Source organism: Vibrio rumoiensis (assembly GCF_002218045.2).
Lineage (GTDB): Bacteria > Pseudomonadota > Gammaproteobacteria > Enterobacterales > Vibrionaceae > Vibrio > Vibrio rumoiensis.
In genome coordinates this window covers 1,044,917-1,064,072 of the sequence record NZ_AP018685.1, presented here as the reverse complement: position 1 = coordinate 1,064,072, position 19,156 = coordinate 1,044,917, and the positions used below count along the sequence as shown (strand labels likewise).

Here is a 19,156-nt window from a genome sequence, read left to right as displayed (position 1 = left end):
TTTCTGTAATTTACAAACAAACTAACGACATCAATTGTGTGCTACAACGAGTATACGCAATCTGAGAACAAACGTAATACTTTAGTGTTAACTTTTTGATTTTATATGCTTAACACGCCATAAATCTTCTTTCGATGAAAATCCCCCTTGATTCATAACGTTGATATTAAGTTATTGATTTAACCTAAAGGGCCTCCTTTTCGATAAATTACCTTACAGTAGCTGTTGTTTTTCTTACCACTACGCCCAATCCTAGGTATACTCCTCTTTTGTTTTAATATTTTGAGATAACACTATGGCTACCATCGAATTTGCCATCTATTTACAGTTTTTCCTTGGACTCGTAGCAGCAGTAAACCCAATAGGCATCATGCCTGTCTTTGTCTCACTCACTGGGCACATGTCCCCTGAAGAAAAGTACAAAACCGCCAAAACTGCCAATATTGCAGTTGGTGTAATTTTGGTTATCTCTCTTCTTTGTGGTCAATTTTTACTCGACATGTTTAGTATCTCGCTCAATTCATTCCGTATTGCTGGTGGTTTTCTATTGATGAGTATCGCCTTTTCAATGATGAGCGGTAAACTTGGCGAAGATAAGCAAAATAAACAAGAACGCACAGAATCTATCAGCCGCGAACAAATTGGCGTCGTTCCTTTGGCAATGCCTCTGATGGCTGGCCCTGGTGCAATCAGTTCAACCATCGTCTACGGAGCTCGCTACCCAACACTAATAGAGACCGCAGGTATTGTGCTCACCATTGCCGTATTCTGCTTTTGTTCATGGTTACTATTTCGCTCAGCCCCACTGATTGTTCGCTTTTTAGGTCAAACCGGCATTAACGTCATTACCCGTATAATGGGTTTAATATTAGCGGCTTTAGGTGTCGAATTTATTGCAAATGGTGTGCGTAATCTGTTTCCCGGCTTAATGTAAGCGACACGCACAATAAAAACGAAGGAAGAATTCAATGAGCCAAGAAACGCTGAAACATCAGCTCTATATCATCATTTTTGGTACTCACACACCGGCAGGACGCCGATTCGATATTTTATTGATCGTGGCCATTATCAGCTCATTAGTCGTACTTATCTTAGATTCCGTTCCAGCTTTTGCTCAACAATGGCAAAAAGAATTCGATATTTTAGAGTACCTGTTCACCGCTTTATTCACGGTTGAATACCTATTACGACTCTATTGTTCACCAAAACCTAAAGCTTATGCTAAAAGCTTTTATGGTGTAATCGATCTACTGGCTATTCTTCCGACTTATCTTGCTTTCTTTTTTCCATCCGCCAGTTTCATCGGCATCATTCGCTTATTGCGTGTGATGCGAATCTTTCGAATTCTTAAGCTCGTACGCTTTCTGCAAGACTCCAACCTGTTAGTTCGCACCTTGGCAATGTCGCAGCGTAAAATCCTTATATTTTTCAGTGCAGTAGCTATTCTAGTTACAATTTTTGGCGCATTAATGTATGTGATTGAAGGACCTGAAAATGGTTTTACTAGCATTCCTAGAGGCATTTATTGGGCCATTATCACAATTACTACCGTGGGTTATGGCGACGTGGTTCCGAAGACGCCATTAGGACAAGCCGTTGCTGCCCTAACGATGCTACTAGGTTATTCAATTTTAGCGGTTCCTACAGGAATTATTACTGCAGAGCTGAATCAAGAGATAAAAGCTCACCGCACTCTCGTATTATGTCCAAACTGTACTAAAAGTGGCCATGAAACTGACGCTCTATTTTGCAAACATTGTGGAAGTGAGTTGGCCGAGCCCGATAAACGCGTCGTGCCAGTGAACAAGCCAGATTCTTAGAAAATATTTTTCAGGCAACAATCAATGCTGGTCATCTGTTAATAACAAAAAAGTCCGCACTATTTAATAGTGCGGACTTTTTAGTTCAAGCCATTGATCAGTTGATAAACATCAATCAATTAACGATTTTGTAAAATGATTCGTAAAGTACGACGTAGTGGTTCAGCGGCACCCCACAATAGCTGATCACCCACAGTGAAAGCATTTAAGAAGGTATCGCCCATTGCCATTTTACGCAAACGCCCCACTGGGACAGAAAGTGTTCCTGTTACTTTCGCAGGAGAAAGCTCTTGCATAGTGATATCACGCTCATTTGGGATCACTTTTACCCATTCATTATGAGAACCAATAATATCTTCGATCTCATCCATAGGAACATTTTGCTTAAGCTTGATTGTTAATGCTTGCGAGTGGCAACGCATCGCACCAATACGCACGCAAGTACCATCAATCGGTACAATCGAATCACCTTGTAGACCAAGAATCTTATTGGTTTCAACCGAACCTTTCCATTCTTCTTTACTCTGACCATTGTCACGTTTTACATCAATCCAAGGGATCAATGAACCGGCCAGCGGTGAACCAAACTCACTGGTTGGATACTCACTAGAACGAATGGTTTCTGCCACTTTACGGTCAATATCGAGAATTGAGCTGGCAGGATCGGCCATTTCAGCACTCACCGATTGGTTAATCACTCCCATTTGTGAAATTAACTCACGCATGTTTTTCGCACCTGCACCGGAAGCTGCTTGATAGGTCATGGCACTCATCCATTCAATCATGCCCTTTTCATATAGACCGCCTAACCCCATTAGCATTAGACTGACGGTGCAGTTACCACCAACAAAGGTATTAGTACCCGAATGAATGCCTTGTTGAATTTGAGTTAAGTTCACAGGATCAAGTGTAATGATGGCATCGTCTTTCATGCGTAAAGTTGAAGCCGCATCAATCCAGTAACCTTTCCAACCGGCTTGACGAAGTGCAGGGTATACTTTTTCAGTATATGAACCACCCTGGCACGTAATGATGGCATCTAATTGCTTTAAGCTTTCAAGATCGAAAGCATCTTGCAGCATACCGGCATCCTTCCCTAAGTTCGGTGCAGGAATACCAACTTGTGAAGTGCTATAAAATACAGGTTCAATTAGGTCGAAATCCTTCTCTTCCACCATGCGTTGCATCAGTACAGAACCTACCATGCCGCGCCATCCGACTAAACCTACTCTCATAATCTCATCCTCTCCATGATTATTTTAAATGATAAAAAGGCAGCCAATACCGACTGCCTAAAGTTGTATTTGTTGTCTTTACTATCTCATTGCTGCCGACGATCTTCAAATATGATTTTGAACAATATCGCCAATATTCACTCTTTCTTACGATTCACAATTCAAATCAAAACTTATGAGTGGCGAGTTAGCTGATCTTTCAGATTTGGTGGAATCCCTTTAATCGTCAGAGTATCGGTTTCCGGATCATAAAAAACACGCTCACCGAGCAACATGCTGTCAAAGTTAATCGACAAACCGCCGCCTGCCCCCACATATTTTGCAAGCTTACGAATCGTTGAACGGTCAACGGGAAAGCTATCTTCTAATTCATAACCTTGCTTTTGAGTAAATTCAGCAAAATTATCATGGTGACCGGCACCACTTAATTCACCTGATAGTTCTTTAATGGTGACTTCATCACCCGCTTTTAACTGTTCGTTACAAAAATCATGAACCTGTTTTCGGCAGGCAACCGTTTCTTCTTTATTAAGTTGAGCATCGACACAGAAGTCATCAACCGCCTGCATTAGAACTTGGTTTTGCTTTTTGGTATCTAAACCCACCTCAGCTTGTAAAAAGTCTAAGAAAAAATCAGCAACTTTACGTCCAACACGACCTTTGATGTAGCTCAAATAACGGTTTGATTCTGGGTCGGTTTCATAACGAGATAAGTCAATACGAACGGCAATATCCATCTTATTAATATCAAGATAATCCGTATCACTGATATCGAGATCATCGTTCACTTTCAAACTTTGATTCGATGGTAATAAAGCAATAAAAAGGTAATCTGTTGCTAAAGATTGGTATTCCGCTAAAACCAGCACGCCTTCTTCTGCAAAAGGATATTTTGATAATTCTGATTTTAATCGCTCCGCGGACTGCTGAGAAAAATCGTAAAACGTCAATTCACCTTGGCGTAATTGCTTCATCCAAGATTGAAATTCACTTTCCTCTTTATAAACACCAAAGCCTTTGCCCGCTTTAGCGCTGAAAGTACGATGTAGTTCTGCAACCAATTGCTCTGTTACTCCATCATTTGGTAGAGCAGAATCACGCAAGCTAACAACTAGCTCATCTTGGTTATTTTTTGTCAATTTATGCAGTATGACGTTGGAAATATTTAAGCTCATGGTAAATTAGTTTCAGTTGATGTTTCAGTTGTGAGGAAGACTAGGTTATCATAAGCCGCTTTGTATACCCAAGTGGCTTGAAAATTCTCTGAAACAATATGTTAATTAATAACAAAGCAGAGCCATTAAGCACTATCATTAATTGAAATATCTAGGAAGTTATCTAAAAACGTTATGCCTATTAACTCTAAATACAGCGACCAAAAAATTGAACAAATCTTGGCAGAAATTGCTGCCGTATTGAAAAAACACGGGGCAAATCCAGATTTAAGCTTAATGATTGCAGGAAATATGGTGACTAACATATTGAACTCAAATGTGCCAAAATCTCAACGTAAACTCATTGCAGATAAGTTTTCTCAAGCTCTTTTATCATCAATTGATGACTAAAATGCATTCTTAAACCAAATTGAGTTAGAACGATATTTTACATGGTTGATAGCGGAAATTCATACGGAGAGCGCGTCTCTCGCTTAGTAAGTTGGGGACATTGGTTCGCCTTCTTTAACATCATCTTAGCCATGCTAATAGGTGCAAGTTTTGTCACCCAATCCCCGTGGCCTGAGACCTTGCTTGGACAAGCTTACCTAATCATTTCTTGGGCAGGCCATTTTAGCTTTTTAGTCTTTGCACTCTATATCCTTATTTTGTTTCCGCTGACTTTCATTATTCCCTCTCGAAAACTGCTTCGATTGATTAGTGTGTGTTTCGCTACTGTTTGCTTAACTTTACTATTACTCGATAGTCAAGCATATGAACGATTACACCTTCACTTAAACCCAGTGGTTTGGGAGTTGCTATTAAGCAAAGAACAAACTTCGTTCAATGCAGAGTGGCAATATCTATTTGCCGCAGTACCAGTCATTTTCTTACTGCAAATAGCGATCTCAGAATGGATTTGGAAAAAGCAGCGTAAACTTTCTCGCAAACGAATTGGGAAACCTGCGACTGTTATTTTCTTTTTATGTTTTTTAAGTAGCCATCTCATCTACATCTGGGCTGATGCTTTTTTCTATGGTCCAATAACGAGCCAAAGAGCGAATTTCCCTCTGTCATACCCTATGACGGCTAAATCCTTTATGGAAAAACATGGCCTATTAGACAAAGATGAATACCTGGAACGCTTAGAGCAAAACGGTAAAGCCAGCGAAGTAGTGAACTACCCGCTAGAGCCAATGAAATTCGATGGTCGAGGCAAAAAGTATAACGTTCTTATTGTTATGGTTGATAATCTTCGTAGCGATATGCTGGCAGAAGATGTTATGCCAATGACGTACCACTTTGCTAAGAACAACCAAAACTTTGTCAACCATTATAGTGCTAGCAATAATACTTATGGTGTGTTTGGTTTATTTTATGGTTTACCGACTAGCTATTCAGCAAGTGTAAAATCACAGGATACACCTCCATTGTTTATTTCAACTATGGATAACCGTGGATACTCTATGGCGGCATTTGGAAATGAACGATTCAGCGATACTGCATTTTATAATGAAATCTTTGCTCCTATGGATGTGGCAGCGGCTGATGGTAGACAAACAACCAAAGATCAAAACACCGTTACTGAATGGACTCAGTGGATAAACAACAATCCAAATCAACCATGGTTCAGTTACATTGAGCTTTCAGAAGTAGAAGAATTCGAAGATTCTCCAACTGTTTTACCGCGTTTTAAAACTGAATCGAAAACACCAATCAGTAAATTACTTTCTCAATATAAGTCAGCTGCATTTGAAGCCGATCAGCAAGTAAATGCAATTTTATCTGAGTTAGAAACCAAACAATTAATTGATAATACTATTGTGGTCATTACCTCTAACCATGGTAACGAATTTAATGAAACAAAAAATAATAGCTGGGGCTCAAACAGCAACTTCAGCCGTTATCAATTGCAGGTGCCGATGGTGATCCACTGGCCAGGTAAAGCTCCTGAACTTTATCAACATAAAACAAGCCACTTAGATTTATCAGCCACCTTGATGCAAGACCTCTTCCAATCAACGTCTAATCCGTATGATTTTGGCAGCGGCAAAAATTTATTTAATGCATCACCTCGTCCTTGGATCTTGGCGGGTGACAGCGATAACATCGCTTTGATTACCGATGACACTACAACCGTTGTCGATGAATTTGGCAATTACAAGGTATACGATAAAAACTACAAGCGAAGCAATGATGCTAAACCTAAGCTTTCTATCGTGCTACAAGGTTTATCTGAGCTGAAACGCTTCTATCGCCAGAATGATTAAGCGTCAACTGTTATCAACAAATTAGGGAGCTACGGCTTCCTTTTTTGTATCTATAACCTATCAAGATTCATCATAGCAGTATGCTCTCATTGTATAATTGCACTAACTCAACTTGATAAAAGCAGTCTAAAAATCAAGCACAACCCGTCACTTTGAAAAAAAAATCACTTATTTGCTCAAAAAGAAAGCAAACAGCAATATTAAGGGTTTACAAAAACTTAAGCCCTATATATTATTTACCGCAATTCGGAGGGATGGCTGAGTGGTCGAAAGCACCGGTCTTGAAAACCGGCAAGGGTTAATAGCTCTTCTAGGGTTCAAATCCCTATCCCTCCGCCACATTAAAAAAGCCCGCTAACTTTAGCGGGCTTTTTGCTTTTTTATCGATGAATAAACTAAAATACGGTCGGTTTTGGCTCTGCCGAACGGTATCGATGCTTCTCTTCATACATTTGCTTATCCGCCTGATGAATCGACTGAGTCAATGCACCAAGATCATCAAAATAGCTGTAACCAATCGACACAGTTAAAGTAATGTCCCCCGTAAAAGTAGAACCGCTGATCGCTTGATGCAATTTATCTTTCACTTTTTCAGGCTGCTGTATGCGAGTACTCATGACGATTAAAAATTCATCGCCACCTAGACGAATACATAAATCAGACGCACTCATACAATATCGGATACCAGAAGCAATATGGCGCAATGCATTATCACCAGTATGGTGTCCATAATTGTCATTAATTTCCTTAAAGTCATTCACATCTAGATAAAATAGAGTCCCTTGGCTAATCCCCATTTTATCAATTTCATCTAATATGCGTTTATTAAATAACCCTGTCAGTTCATCTGTTTTTGATAATGAAGAAAAACGAATTGCCGCTTTCTTATGCTTATTAAGTAAAAAATAAACCATCCCCATAATAAAACACATGGATAAAAACCATGGCAGAATATACTCAGTGATGTAATCCGTCTTCATATAAGCCGTGATAGTGATGTTATTAAACTTCTCTTGTTTAAAAAACAATTGAGGTAAAAATCTATCCTCGCCAAATGAAAATTTTTGATCTCTAAACTCAATGTCTAATGCCATATATTGACTTAACCAAGGACCTAGAGAGTCAAGCATTTGTTTTTCAAGTTTAAGCCTAACGCCTAAATCCCCAATTAATTGCCCATTAAGTATCACTGGCGTCACTAAAATCACTATGCTTCTCCCTTGCGGATATGAACGTTCTAATGCTGTCATTAACGACGGCTTGTAATCGAACGGTATATCATCTTTTCGGTAACGAGCAGGAGAGATCTCTGGAGGTTGAGATTTTAATATTAAACGAGACTTAGTATAGGCAAATTCACTTCCTTCACCGTAGTAAGTAAAAAAAGCACCTGGGGCATTATTATCCTCCTCCGCCCAACTGAGATCCAATTCATGTAAGAACAAGGACAAGTTAAACGGCAATTTTTGCATATCGCCTTGGGCAACTAATGCACCAGCGTATTCAGAAAACTGTCCGGGGCTAATATTAAAACCTTGGATATCCAAAGCTTTAATTTCATCTAATTGTAGGTTTTGATTCGCGTCTTTGGAGTCTTCTAGCTTAAGCAGGATATCGCTAAGATGAGTCGCAATTTTTTCATTTGAAGTGTAGTAGTGTGACAAATTATTTTTCATATCTGACACAACACTTTCAGCGTAATTAAAAATAGTGACACTGGTATAAGCCAACCAACATAGAATGAAGGTGAAAAGAAGATATAGATAAGAATTCGACGATTCATCTGTCAGCCTTTCCATCCTATACCCCCTTATCAATACGCTATCAATTAAAATAGCACCTTGATTTGACGAGTACCTGTATGGATTTCACAGTTTCATTAATTAAAAATTAAACGCCACAATATCTATGCCAATAGCTCAAAGCTTGTTGAGAAGCCCGTTGATAATCTTTTTGTTCTGTAAATAAAACCGCGGCCATACTAGCAATAACGGCATTGGCCATGACATTACCAACCTCACCAGTGAGCGAGAAAATCAAGTTTTCGGGTAAATCAAGCGAGTCTTGCATAACTTCTGGCCAATAAAACGATTCAACGCCATCTTGGCTACTTAGCCACACCGTCTGGCTGACTTTGGGATTATATTCCGACTCGCCATTTTGCCCTTTATATGAAATCACAGATAAACTTTTACTATCAATGGTCTGATCGACTTCAGCATGAAGTTGCTGAAAACCAGGATGGAAACTGCCTCGTACTCCAATCTTTGCAGCACCGGGATTTAACGCGCGCACGACGGTGTTAATTGGCGTTCTTAACCCATAACGATTTTTCCAGCCAATCATGGTTTGTGCAATCGGGGCAAAGTGGTTTAAAGGAAGGTAAGCAATATGATGAGAGTCTAATAATTGTTGAGCATGTTGTGGGGTTTCAGCCAGCGGAATACCTAATGGTTCTAGATAATCTTCGACATGCGTTCGGCCACTCGCCACATCCTTATATCCATGCAATAAAACTTTATAACCATTTAGGGAAAGGATTTTTGCCGCCAAACCATGCCAAGGTTGATCCATACCATTCTCGGCTTTGCGTTTACCGGCATAACATGGCCAATCAATATCTGCCCCTAGACTCGGAACTCTAGACTGAAAGGCTTTCACAAACCCTGCAATTTCTTGATTGGTTTCATTTTGAACTCGGATAAGCATCAACAGCATTGCCATTTGATCATCACCAACTGAATCGTCACCCGCTTCTTTACTATTTAAATAGGCATCCATTACATCAAAGGCTTGCTGTTCCGAGAGAGGTTTTCTTCCTCTTTCACCTCGCCCAACCGTACGAATACATTCCAAAATAATGCTCATGACAATCCTTCTTATTTTCTTAAACTCAGCATAGCCCTACTCTAACGGAAAGCTTAATGAAACTCCGCTCTTTTTATAACAAAAAGCCTGCATATTTCAGCAGGCTAGTCATAACAACATTGATATTCGAAAGGCTACTTTTGTTCAGCTGTTCTTAAAAACTCTTGTTCCCAAATCATTGAATATGGGGACTGTGATAATAATTTTTGATGTTGTAGTTCATCAAGATTATCTAATGAAGCTTGATGCAACTGCTCTGATAAAGATTGGAAAAACACATTACATTTATACTTAAGATTAAAATGACTATCTCGATTCGCTTGCTCAACATTTAAGTTTTGACTTGCCATAATACGTCTCCTATTAACGTGGGTCGCATTGCTTTTAATCGCTATCCTTGCAATGCCCACTTTTAAATAAAGCAATAACCAAGCCAAAAATTAACTCTAATAAATACAATCTATTACTTAAAACTCTTTTCATAAACTGCACCAAAATAGAAGTTTTCTTGCACGAGATTGATCAACCAACAACCCATTTATGGTTTTTTACTTACCTTTGTTAGGCGCTTAGGTTTTGTCGAACTTCTTTTTTTATAAGCTGGCCTTTTTACCGCAGGTAAGTGACGTAACGATTCAGGGACAGGGCTGACTTTGATCTGTTGTATAAGCGTGTCGATCTGTGTTTGTAAGCTTTGCATAAAAGGCGCATAAGGTTGCTGTTTTTCAGCCATCGCTTGCAGTTGATGCTCCCAATGTGCGGTCATATCAGGATAGGTTGATTCTGCTGGCAGAGCATGAATTAAGCCTCTTCCCGCTTCGCTGCTTAAAATATTTCTGCCTTGGCGTACCAACAGTTGCCTTTTAAATAAGGCATCTAATATGCCCGCTCGAGTAGCTTCCGTTCCTAGGCCATCCGTTTCACGTAGAATTTTCTTTAAGTTTTTATCTGCAACGAAACGAGCGATCCCGGTCATCGCTTGCAGTAGTGTTGATTCCGTAAAGTGTCGTGGTGGCTCTGTTTTATGGTCTTTAATTTCGCCTTCTCGGCAGGTCAAGACATCACCTTGTGATAACGCAGGGACAGGATCGGCTTCATCCTCTTCAACTTGAGCCGCTTTTCCTGCTGGCAACAAACTTTTCCATCCCGCAGAAACCATGACTCGTCCTTTCGCAATAAACACGCCACCAGCAATATCAAACTCTAGCTTTGATTCGGCATACACCGCGGGCGGATAAAACTGCATTAAGTATTGCCTTGCGATCAATTGGTAGATTTTTGCTTCATGACCAGATAACGCATGAGTCGACATTTTTTTAGGCGTCGGAATAATGGCATGGTGGGCATCGACTTTACTGTCATTCCACGCCTTCGATTTCAGTGAAAGATCCGCATTATCTACCGCACTCGAAAGTTGTGTGTCGTTATTGGCAATGGCGCTTGTCACAGCTTTCGCTTGGGTAAAATGTTCTTTTGGTAAATAGCGACTATCAGAGCGAGGGTACGTGATCAATTTATGTTTTTCATACAAAGACTGACACACATTTAAGACATCTTGAGCGCTCATTTGAAAACGGCGCGCGGCATCAATTTGTAACGCCGATAATGAATAAGGTAAAGGTGGTGCTTGTTTGGTTTGCTTTTGTTCCGAATCTTTGACCGTCGCAGGTTGGCCTTCAATGCGTTTGGCCACATTTTCAACTAGCTTACGGTTAAGAACGCGCCCTTCTTCATCTTGCCACGGTTTAATGGCTTCACTTGGCTTCCATTTAGCGCGAATATCAAATGAATCTGTACCATTTTGATAAGGGATCAAAGCGTGCAAAGAAAAATAATCACGTGGAATAAAGTTTTCAATTTCTTCATCTCGACGAACGACAAGCCCAAGTACAGGAGTTTGCACTCGACCTACCGATAATACTCCCTGATAACCCGCTTTTTGCCCTAATAAAGTATAAGCGCGTGACATGTTCATACCATATAACCAATCCGCACGGGAGCGCGCTAAAGCCGATATGGATAAAGGGATAAAATCTTGATTAGAACGCATTTGGGTGAGCGCGCGTTTTACCGCAGGTAAATTCAGATCGTTAACGAGCAGGCGTTGAGTCGATTGTTTTTGGGCTTTGGTCGCTTTGAGGTAATCAATCACTTCATCGACTAAAAGCTGGCCTTCTCGGTCGGGGTCGCCTGCGTTTATCAATTCAGGCTTTTGCTTGAAAAGCTGCTTAATAACTGACAACTGTTTTTTCGCCGCAGCGCGTGGGCGTAATTGCCATTGCTGAGGGATAATCGGTAGATCAGCCAGGTTCCATTTTTTATAGCGCTCGTCGTAGACATCGGGTTCTACTTGTTCCAGTAGATGACCAATACACCAAGTGACAATATCACCGTTACCACAGCGAATATAACCTTGCTCATTTTTATGGGGTTTAGGTAATGCTGAGGCAATCGCTCGGCCTAAACTGGGCTTTTCCGCAATGAATAAACGCACAATTTTTCCGTGTAACCAAAAACAAAGGGCCACATTATCGAATGTCGCCCTTAAAAATCAACTAAAAACTGTTAATTTATACAGTGTGTGCTCATCATTTGATTATAAATAAGAAACATAATCACCAATTTTACGTTCAGGTACTTTCATGGCAGAACAACCGGGCGTACCAAGATACAGAAAACCCACAATTTGGTCTTCCCCTTCCAAACCAAATGCGTGGTGAACTTCTTTATGGAACATCCACTCTCCTGAGCGCCAAAAGCCTTGAAAACCTTGCGCAACTGCTGCCATTTGCATTGCTTGTGCCGCACAACCCGCCGATAAATATTGTTCTAATGCTGGTACTTTTTCATGTTGCGTCACTTTCGCAATCACGGTGATCACCATAGGTGCGCGAAAAGGTGCTTTCTTTAGCTTTTCTATTACAGCATCAGGGCTGGCATTTATTTGAGCGGCATGAACTAAAATATCCGCCAATTTACGCAAGCCTTCTCCTTGAGCTATCACGAAATGCCAAGGGGTCAAATTGCCATGATCGGGGGCTCTTAAGCCCGCCTTGATGATATTTTCTAATACTTTTCCTTCCGGTGCAGGCTCAACGAGATTGGCGATGGAGCGGCGCTCTAATAATAAATCCAATGCTTGCATAACTATCCCTACTGCTTTGATATAAAGAATGGGAATCATAATCAAATCGTTATGACTTGGCTATGATTCCCATTACAATTTCAACAATCGATGTCACACGTCAGCTCAAATGCCGTTAGCTTATAGACCGTGATCTGATATTTTATTCCAATGTTACAGCGACATTGCAACTTTAGTGCCCTGGCGAATAGCCCGAACAGCATCAAGCTCACCTGCAACGTCTGCACCACCAATCACATGTAGCTTACCATTGAGAGATTGCCACTTATCTTCAAAAGGACGCACCGATACTTGTCCTGCACAGACGATAATATTATCAGCATCAAGTAGGGTTTCTTTTTCATTCAAAGTAATGTGCAACCCTTGTTCACTCACTTTTTGATAAGCGACGCCTCCCATCAAATTCACCCCGCGTTTTTGCAACGTAGCACGGTGAATCCAACCGGTGGTTTTGCCTGGCCCTTTACCCACTCGTCCTTGGCGACGTTGCATTAACCACACTTCTTTATCGCTGATACTTTCTGGCAACGGCATCAAGCCTCCCGCCATTTTCAGGTTTTGGTCTATGCCCCAATCGTCTAACCAATCACTGATACTATGTTGTTCGGGTTCGGTGATCATACTTGCCACATCAACCCCAATACCACCCGCACCAATGATGGCGACTTTATTGCCTAGCGCTGTTTTCTCTCGGATCAAGGTTTGATAATCAATCACTTTTTGATTACCTGCCATTCCTTCTAAATCCAATACTCTTGGTTTGACGCCAGAGGCCATGACAATCTCATCATAATCCGCAATCACATCAAAACTGACTTCGGTATCAAGTTTTAAGTTGACACCTGTTTCTTCTATGCGATTGGCAAAATAACGGATGGTTTCACGAAACTCTTCTTTACCAGGAATTTGCATCGCCAAACGGAATTGCCCACCAATCCGATCATTTTTCTCAAATAAATCCACTTGATGACCACGCTCAGCAGCAATGGTGGCACACGCCAATCCCGCCGGCCCTGCGCCAATAACCGCAACACGTTTTTTAACTGATGCCGGTAAAATGGCCATTTCAGTTTCATTACAGGCTCTCGGGTTGACCAAACAGCTCGCCGCTTTACCTTTAAAAATGTTATCAAGACAGGCTTGGTTACAACCGATACAAGTATTGATGAGTTTCGATTTTTGCGCCGCCGCTTTGTTAACAAAGTCCGGATCGGCTAAGAACGGTCGCGCCATTGACACCATATCGGCATGACCTTGAGATAAGATTTCTTCGGCGACCTCTGGCGTATTGATACGGTTACAAGTAATGACCGGAATCGACAAATGCGGCTTCACTTTTTCTGTCACCCAGCTAAATGCCGCGCGAGGCACTTGAGTGGCAATCGTCGGAACTCGCGCTTCATGCCAGCCAATTCCGGTATTAATTAAGGTAACACCTGCTTGCTCTAACGCTTTCGCTAACTCCACCACCTCATCAAAAGTGCTACCTTGCTCAACCAAATCGAGCATAGACAAACGGAAAATGATGATAAATTCATCGCCAACTTTGGCACGGATTGATTTAACAATCTCAAGGGGTAAACGCATACGATTTTGATAGCTTCCGCCCCATTCATCACCGCGTTGATTGGTTCTCTGGCAAATGAACTGATTAATCAAATAGCCTTCCGACCCCATAACTTCCACGCCATCATACCCCGCGGTTTGAGCTAGATAGGCCGTGTTAGCAAAATCATCAATGGTATTACGGATTTGCCTTGCGCTCATTTTACAAGGGGTGAATTTTGAAATCGGCGCACGGGTGGCACTGGCGCTTTGTGAAAATGGATGCATCGCATAACGACCGGCATGTAAGATCTGCAAAGCAATTTTACCACCATGTTTGTGAACGGCTTCTGTGACCACTTTATGCTTTTTCGCATGAGAACGAGAGCTTAGTTGAGAACTAAAAGGATGTAAGCGACCACGCAAATTGGGTGAAAAACCACCTGTGACAATTAAACCAACACCACCTTTGGCACGCTCTTCATAAAAAGCCGCTAATTTTGTCAGCTCACCTCGCTCCTCTTCTAACCCTGTATGCATTGATCCCATTAATACGCGATTGCGCAATTGAGTAAATCCAAGGTCCAGTGGCGCTAATAAATGTGGGTACATGATCTCACCTATAAGGCTAATTGTTATTATATGGTCCGACCACGATATCGCCTCAACGGTCAGTATTCAAACATGTGTTTACATTTTTGCAACCTAGCTCAATTTTCCTACTTAAATATGCTTAAACTAACCATCCTGATAAAAAATTCAGATTAATCTTGAGTTTAACAATTGATGAAGCGACACTCTTATTAACGCTTATGGTACATTGGCTTCCAGCCCCTAAGCTAACGATCATGTTTAACTGGACAGAAATATGAAAAAACTATTTTGCTTTATCGCAGCGATCTTCAAAGGCATATGGAAGTTAATCTCTTTCTTACGTGTTGCTTTGCTTAACCTCTTATTTATTGGTGTTTTGGTTCTTGCTTACTTTTCTTTCTTCCCACAGCAGGATCCAACATCTGAGCAAGTCGAAGCGCCTAAAAAAGAAGCCCTCATTCTGAATTTAGAAGGGCCAATTGTTGAGCAGCGTACTTACGTTAACCCTCTTGACTCGTTATCAGGCACTTTGTTTGACAAAGATCTACCGAAAGAAAACGTACTATACGATATTGTTTCAACCATCCGTTTCGCGGCGACTGATAGCTCAGTTTCAGGCTTAGTATTAAACTTAAAACAAATGCCAGAAACCAATCTTACGAAACTTAGATACATCGCCAAAGCGATTGGTGAGTTCAAAGCAAACGGCAAACCGGTTTATGCTTATGGTGATTTTTATAATCAGAGCCAATACTACTTAGCCAGTTATGCAGATAAAGTTCTCCTTTCTCCAGACGGTGCAGTCCTCCTTAAAGGTTACGGCGCTTATACGCTTTACTATAAAGACCTATTAGAAAAGCTGGACGTCACCACGCATGTATTTCGCGTAGGTACTTATAAATCAGCAGTAGAACCATTCATTCGTAATGATATGTCTCCAGCAGCAAAAGAATCTGCGACAGCATGGTTAACTCAGCTATGGAGCGCTTATATTGACGATGTTTCTCACAATAGAAATATCGACAGCAAAGCGATCACACCGAGCATGGATGAGTTCTTAGCGAAAATGAAAAGTGTTAATGGTGATCTAGCTGAACTATCCAAACAAGTCGGCTTGGTCGATCAATTGATGACTCGCCAGCAAGCCATGACGTTCATGCGTTCTAAGTTTGGTGGAACCGTTAAAAATGGCTATAACGGTATCAGTTACTATCGCTACAAAGAAAAAGTAACGCAACCTATCGCAAATACTGCAGACAAAATTGCCGTGGTGGTGGCAAGTGGCACCATTCTCGATGGCGACCAGCCTAAAGGTAGTGTTGGCGGAGATTCAATGGCTCGCCTGTTACAACAAGCCCGCCTAGACGATAATATTAAAGCCGTTGTCTTACGTGTAGATAGCCCAGGTGGTAGCGCTTTTGCTTCTGAGATTATTCGCAACGAAATCGAAGCATTGAAAAAAGCCGGTAAACCAGTTGTCGTATCCATGTCGAGCCTAGCAGCATCTGGTGGTTACTGGATTTCAATGAGTGCGGATAAAATTATCGCACAACCAACCACCCTTACAGGCTCGATTGGTATTTTTGGTATTATCACTACCTTTGAAAAAAGCTTAAATAAACTTGGCGTGAATACTGATGGTATCGGAACCAGTCCATTCTCTGGTGTAGGTCTTACCAATGGCTTATCGAAAGGCGCAGCTGAAGCGATGCAAATGGGGATTGAGCATGGATACCATCGCTTTATTTCACTCGTCGGTAAGAACCGTGGTATTAAAGTTGCTGACGTTGATAAAATTGCACAAGGTCGAGTATGGACCGGCCAAGACGCCATGAAGCGTGGCTTAGTTGACCAAATGGGCGATTTTGATGATGCAATTAACGAAGCGGCTCAACTCGCGAAGATTAAAAGCTACAATCTAACCTGGATAGATAAGCCGTTAACGCCAACTCAGCAAATGCTACAAGATCTGTTTAGTTCAATGGATGCATCACTAGGTAACCCACTAAGTCAATGGTTACCTGATGCGCTGAAACCAGCTGCTGCGCAAATATCACAAAGTGCCGACTTACTGAATAGCTTAAACGATCCGAAAGGCTACTATTCGTTTTGCTTAACTTGTGAAGCTAACTAGCCACTAATCGTTAATTAGCGCACTTTAAAAAAGTATAACCAACTCAAAACCAGCGATCATTTATCGCTGGTTTTTTCATTTATCAATACACCATTCTTCATTCTCGATAAATGGAAGTCGCTTGGGTATGCAGTGAATTATCGCTATAATCCGTCACCTGTCTGTTCCTACAAACGATATCCTAAAATTATGACTAGAAAACATATCTACATTGCGTATACCGGCGGCACCATTGGTATGAAACGATCTTCTCATGGCTACATTCCTGCTGATGGCTTTATGACCCAGCAATTACAAGCCATGCCAGAGTTCCATCGTGAAGAAATGCCTCTTTTTACCGTGCATGAATATTCCCCCCTTATGGATTCTTCCGACATGACGCCAAATGATTGGCAACATATCGCGGATGATATTAAAGCCAACTATGACAAATACGATGGTTTCGTGATTCTGCATGGTACCGATACGATGGCTTACACGGCGTCGGCATTGTCTTTCATGTTTGAAAATCTTGGCAAGCCGGTGATTGTTACAGGTTCTCAAATCCCATTGGCAGAACTGCGCTCTGATGGCCAGGCGAACTTATTAAATGCTTTGCACATTGCTGCAAACTATCCGATCAATGAAGTCACGTTATTTTTTAATAACCAGCTAATGCGTGGCAATCGCAGTACTAAATCACGTGCCGATGGCTTTAATGCTTTCACTTCACCTAATATGCCGCATTTGCTTGAAGCAGGAATCAATATCCAAGTTAGCAACCCTGACTTAATTGATAAAAAACCAACTGGTGAATTTCGAGTACACACCATCACACCACAACCGATTGGCGTGATCACCATGTACCCAGGTATCTCGCATGAAGTGATTCGCAACACTCTTCGCCAACCAGTCAATGCGATGATCTTACTCACCTTTGGAGTGGGTAATGCGCCACAAAACAAAGAAATGCTTGGTCATTTAAAAGAAGCTTCTGAGCGAGGCGTGATTGTCGTGAACCTGACTCAATGCCTAACAGGTAAAGTGAATATGGATGGCTATGCAACGGGGGTCTCTTTAGCGGAAGCAGGCGTGATCAGTGGCTACGATATGACACATGAAGCCGCACTCGCAAAATTGCACTACCTATTAAGCAAAAATCTCAGTTATGACGAGATTAAGTCTCAGATGAAACAAGTATTGCGTGGTGAGATGAGTTTATAAGCGTCACTCGGGTTCTCGTTGCTCGGAAAAGATAGTTCGAGCAACGAGAAGCAAAGCGCCCGAGAAACGAGAGTCGGCTCCTTCAAACTAGAAACCGATTCTAATTATCCACCTTCACTCGTAAAATATCAGCTTCCGTTTCTATAAATTGCTTTTTAAGTTCTGATTTTGATTTAAACGTCACTTCACCGCCAGCCGCCACCGACATATGTTGAGCATCATGATTATGCTTTGACTGATACAACATCACCGCTTGCATACATGAATCACGCTGTTCTTTGGTTATGGGCGTACCATCTAACCAACGCCCGGTCTCTATCGCATAATTTAAACGCTCGAACACTTCGGGTGTCATCGCATTAAGCAGTTGTTCAACATTCATATTCTTATTCCTTTCGAATTAAAGCGACAACATATCAGTGCCTTCGCTTAACTAATGAGCTTCACACAAGCAATGTAAACGTTCGCTCTAACGGTTAAATATCAACGATACCGAATTAACACAAAAACGTTGCCCCGTGGTTTCTTGAGGCCCATCTAAAAACACATGTCCTAAGTGACTATCACATTGAGCACAACGAATTTCAGTACGAATCATTCCGTGGCTGTGATCATCTAAATATTTAATTGCGGTTTTTGAAATCGGTTTGTCAAAACTTGGCCAACCACAACCAGAATCAAATTTATCATCTGAGGCAAATAAATCCGCCTGGCAGCAAGTACATTGGTAAGTGCCCGTTTCTTTATTATGAAGTAAAGTACCTGAATATGGCGCTTCCGTCCCCCCAAGACGACATACTCTATATTGTTCTTCTGTTAGAGAAGTTTTCCATTCTTTATCCGTCTTTTTCACAAGGTCCTCATTATTATCCACTACAAAGTCAATCATCATTAAAGCAAAATTATTACACTACTTTATCATTGATTGTTTTGAACAAAAACTTGCCAATTACCTATAATGTGGCACATACTTTCCCACAGTTTAAAATAGTGACTTGAATCACGGGAAACTATGGTTCATAGTCTCAATGTTTCCAAATTGGTGGCAATGGAATCAGAAACATACAGACTGGGCATGAATTAATCGATTTGGCTAAATTCAGAAAGAAAGTAACTCTTTTTTTTGACTTTGAACAAGTAAACACCGATTATGCCTTGCAGGATGTAACTGGCTTCTGTAATTTTACT

General features: G+C 41.1%; 16 protein-coding genes and 1 tRNA gene. 7 read left to right on the top strand and 10 right to left on the bottom strand.

What is annotated here, in order from left to right; genetic code table 11:
• Positions 1–295 precede the first annotated feature (295 nt).
• Positions 296–934, top strand: coding sequence for a YchE family NAAT transporter (locus VRUMOI_RS04910; RefSeq protein ID WP_089139065.1), 639 nt, complete (start codon positions 296–298; stop codon positions 932–934).
• A gap of 34 nt (positions 935–968) precedes the next feature.
• The gene (locus VRUMOI_RS04905) at positions 969–1,820 is read left to right on the top strand and encodes an ion transporter (RefSeq protein ID WP_089139064.1); all 852 of its coding nucleotides are present in this window, start codon (positions 969–971) and stop codon (positions 1,818–1,820) included.
• 119 nt (positions 1,821–1,939) lie between these two features.
• Here VRUMOI_RS04905 and asd read toward each other — a convergent pair whose 3' ends face one another.
• Together asd and yejK are read right to left on the bottom strand one after the other, a co-directional pair.
• Positions 1,940–3,055 carry an aspartate-semialdehyde dehydrogenase gene (gene asd / locus VRUMOI_RS04900; RefSeq protein ID WP_089139063.1) on the bottom strand — a complete coding sequence of 372 codons (1,116 nt, stop codon included), beginning with the start codon at positions 3,053–3,055 and terminating at the stop codon, positions 1,940–1,942.
• A 173-nt stretch (positions 3,056–3,228) separates the two neighbouring features.
• A complete protein-coding gene (gene yejK, locus VRUMOI_RS04895) occupies positions 3,229–4,230 on the bottom strand; it encodes a nucleoid-associated protein YejK (protein ID WP_089139062.1) in 1,002 nt (333 codons plus the stop codon).
• Positions 4,231–4,404: 174 nt separating this feature from the next.
• Here yejK and VRUMOI_RS04890 point away from each other — a divergent pair, with 174 nt between their 5' ends.
• The 3 genes from VRUMOI_RS04890 to VRUMOI_RS04880 all read left to right on the top strand — a co-directional run bounded on the left by VRUMOI_RS04890 (position 4,405) and on the right by VRUMOI_RS04880 (position 6,818).
• Entirely contained in the window at positions 4,405–4,620 is a 216-nt protein-coding gene (locus VRUMOI_RS04890; protein WP_089139061.1) for a YejL family protein, read from the top strand.
• A gap of 41 nt (positions 4,621–4,661) precedes the next feature.
• Positions 4,662–6,479: a DUF3413 domain-containing protein gene (locus VRUMOI_RS04885; RefSeq protein ID WP_089139060.1), complete on the top strand. Its 1,818-nt coding sequence runs from the start codon at positions 4,662–4,664 to the stop codon at positions 6,477–6,479.
• A gap of 248 nt (positions 6,480–6,727) precedes the next feature.
• A tRNA-Ser gene (locus VRUMOI_RS04880) sits at positions 6,728–6,818 on the top strand.
• A 56-nt stretch (positions 6,819–6,874) separates the two neighbouring features.
• Here VRUMOI_RS04880 and VRUMOI_RS04875 read toward each other — a convergent pair.
• From VRUMOI_RS04875 to VRUMOI_RS04850, 6 genes are all read right to left on the bottom strand, one after another.
• Positions 6,875–8,278 (bottom strand): GGDEF domain-containing protein, encoded by a 1,404-nt coding sequence (locus VRUMOI_RS04875; protein ID WP_089139059.1) that lies wholly within the window; start codon positions 8,276–8,278, stop codon positions 6,875–6,877.
• Between the two features lie 91 nt (positions 8,279–8,369).
• On the bottom strand, positions 8,370–9,347 hold the full coding sequence (locus VRUMOI_RS04870) for a glycosyl transferase family protein (protein WP_089139058.1): 978 nt from the start codon (positions 9,345–9,347) through the stop codon (positions 8,370–8,372).
• A 134-nt stretch (positions 9,348–9,481) separates the two neighbouring features.
• The gene (locus VRUMOI_RS04865; RefSeq protein WP_089139057.1) at positions 9,482–9,697 is read right to left on the bottom strand and encodes a hypothetical protein; all 216 of its coding nucleotides are present in this window, start codon (positions 9,695–9,697) and stop codon (positions 9,482–9,484) included.
• A gap of 188 nt (positions 9,698–9,885) precedes the next feature.
• Positions 9,886–11,844, bottom strand: coding sequence for a DNA topoisomerase III (locus VRUMOI_RS04860; protein ID WP_089139094.1), 1,959 nt, complete (start codon positions 11,842–11,844; stop codon positions 9,886–9,888).
• Between the two features lie 99 nt (positions 11,845–11,943).
• On the bottom strand, positions 11,944–12,492 hold the full coding sequence (locus VRUMOI_RS04855; RefSeq protein WP_089139056.1) for an NAD(P)H nitroreductase: 549 nt from the start codon (positions 12,490–12,492) through the stop codon (positions 11,944–11,946).
• 153 nt (positions 12,493–12,645) lie between these two features.
• Positions 12,646–14,649, bottom strand: a complete 2,004-nt coding sequence (locus VRUMOI_RS04850; protein ID WP_089139055.1) for an NADPH-dependent 2,4-dienoyl-CoA reductase — start codon at positions 14,647–14,649, stop codon at positions 12,646–12,648.
• Between the two features lie 256 nt (positions 14,650–14,905).
• Between VRUMOI_RS04850 and sppA the strand changes: the two genes are divergently transcribed.
• The gene (sppA, locus tag VRUMOI_RS04845; RefSeq protein ID WP_089139054.1) at positions 14,906–16,765 is read left to right on the top strand and encodes a signal peptide peptidase SppA; all 1,860 of its coding nucleotides are present in this window, start codon (positions 14,906–14,908) and stop codon (positions 16,763–16,765) included.
• Between the two features lie 189 nt (positions 16,766–16,954).
• On the top strand, positions 16,955–17,968 hold the full coding sequence (gene ansA, locus VRUMOI_RS04840) for an asparaginase (protein ID WP_089139053.1): 1,014 nt from the start codon (positions 16,955–16,957) through the stop codon (positions 17,966–17,968).
• A 100-nt stretch (positions 17,969–18,068) separates the two neighbouring features.
• On the opposite strand, the gene VRUMOI_RS04835 is transcribed toward ansA, so the two are convergent.
• On the bottom strand, positions 18,069–18,350 hold the full coding sequence (locus VRUMOI_RS04835; protein ID WP_089139052.1) for a YeaC family protein: 282 nt from the start codon (positions 18,348–18,350) through the stop codon (positions 18,069–18,071).
• An 87-nt stretch (positions 18,351–18,437) separates the two neighbouring features.
• Positions 18,438–18,821 carry a peptide-methionine (R)-S-oxide reductase MsrB gene (gene msrB / locus VRUMOI_RS04830; RefSeq protein ID WP_394607706.1) on the bottom strand — a complete coding sequence of 128 codons (384 nt, stop codon included), beginning with the start codon at positions 18,819–18,821 and terminating at the stop codon, positions 18,438–18,440.
• Positions 18,822–19,156 lie beyond the last annotated feature (335 nt).

Bases quoted from the DNA above. Each gene is read 5' to 3' on its own strand.
- VRUMOI_RS04910 (WP_089139065.1), top strand. From the start codon at position 296: ATGGCTACCATCGAATTTGCCATCTATTTACAGTTTTTCCTTGGACTC.
- VRUMOI_RS04905 (WP_089139064.1), top strand. From the start codon at position 969: ATGAGCCAAGAAACGCTGAAACATCAGCTCTATATCATCATTTTTGGT.
- asd (WP_089139063.1), bottom strand. From the start codon at position 3,055: ATGAGAGTAGGTTTAGTCGGATGGCGCGGCATGGTAGGTTCTGTACTG.
- yejK (WP_089139062.1), bottom strand. From the start codon at position 4,230: ATGAGCTTAAATATTTCCAACGTCATACTGCATAAATTGACAAAAAAT.
- VRUMOI_RS04890 (WP_089139061.1), top strand. From the start codon at position 4,405: ATGCCTATTAACTCTAAATACAGCGACCAAAAAATTGAACAAATCTTG.
- VRUMOI_RS04885 (WP_089139060.1), top strand. From the start codon at position 4,662: ATGGTTGATAGCGGAAATTCATACGGAGAGCGCGTCTCTCGCTTAGTA.
- VRUMOI_RS04875 (WP_089139059.1), bottom strand. From the start codon at position 8,278: ATGGAAAGGCTGACAGATGAATCGTCGAATTCTTATCTATATCTTCTT.
- VRUMOI_RS04870 (WP_089139058.1), bottom strand. From the start codon at position 9,347: ATGAGCATTATTTTGGAATGTATTCGTACGGTTGGGCGAGGTGAAAGA.
- VRUMOI_RS04865 (WP_089139057.1), bottom strand. From the start codon at position 9,697: ATGGCAAGTCAAAACTTAAATGTTGAGCAAGCGAATCGAGATAGTCAT.
- VRUMOI_RS04855 (WP_089139056.1), bottom strand. From the start codon at position 12,492: ATGCAAGCATTGGATTTATTATTAGAGCGCCGCTCCATCGCCAATCTC.
- VRUMOI_RS04850 (WP_089139055.1), bottom strand. From the start codon at position 14,649: ATGTACCCACATTTATTAGCGCCACTGGACCTTGGATTTACTCAATTG.
- sppA (WP_089139054.1), top strand. From the start codon at position 14,906: ATGAAAAAACTATTTTGCTTTATCGCAGCGATCTTCAAAGGCATATGG.
- ansA (WP_089139053.1), top strand. From the start codon at position 16,955: ATGACTAGAAAACATATCTACATTGCGTATACCGGCGGCACCATTGGT.
- VRUMOI_RS04835 (WP_089139052.1), bottom strand. From the start codon at position 18,350: ATGAATGTTGAACAACTGCTTAATGCGATGACACCCGAAGTGTTCGAG.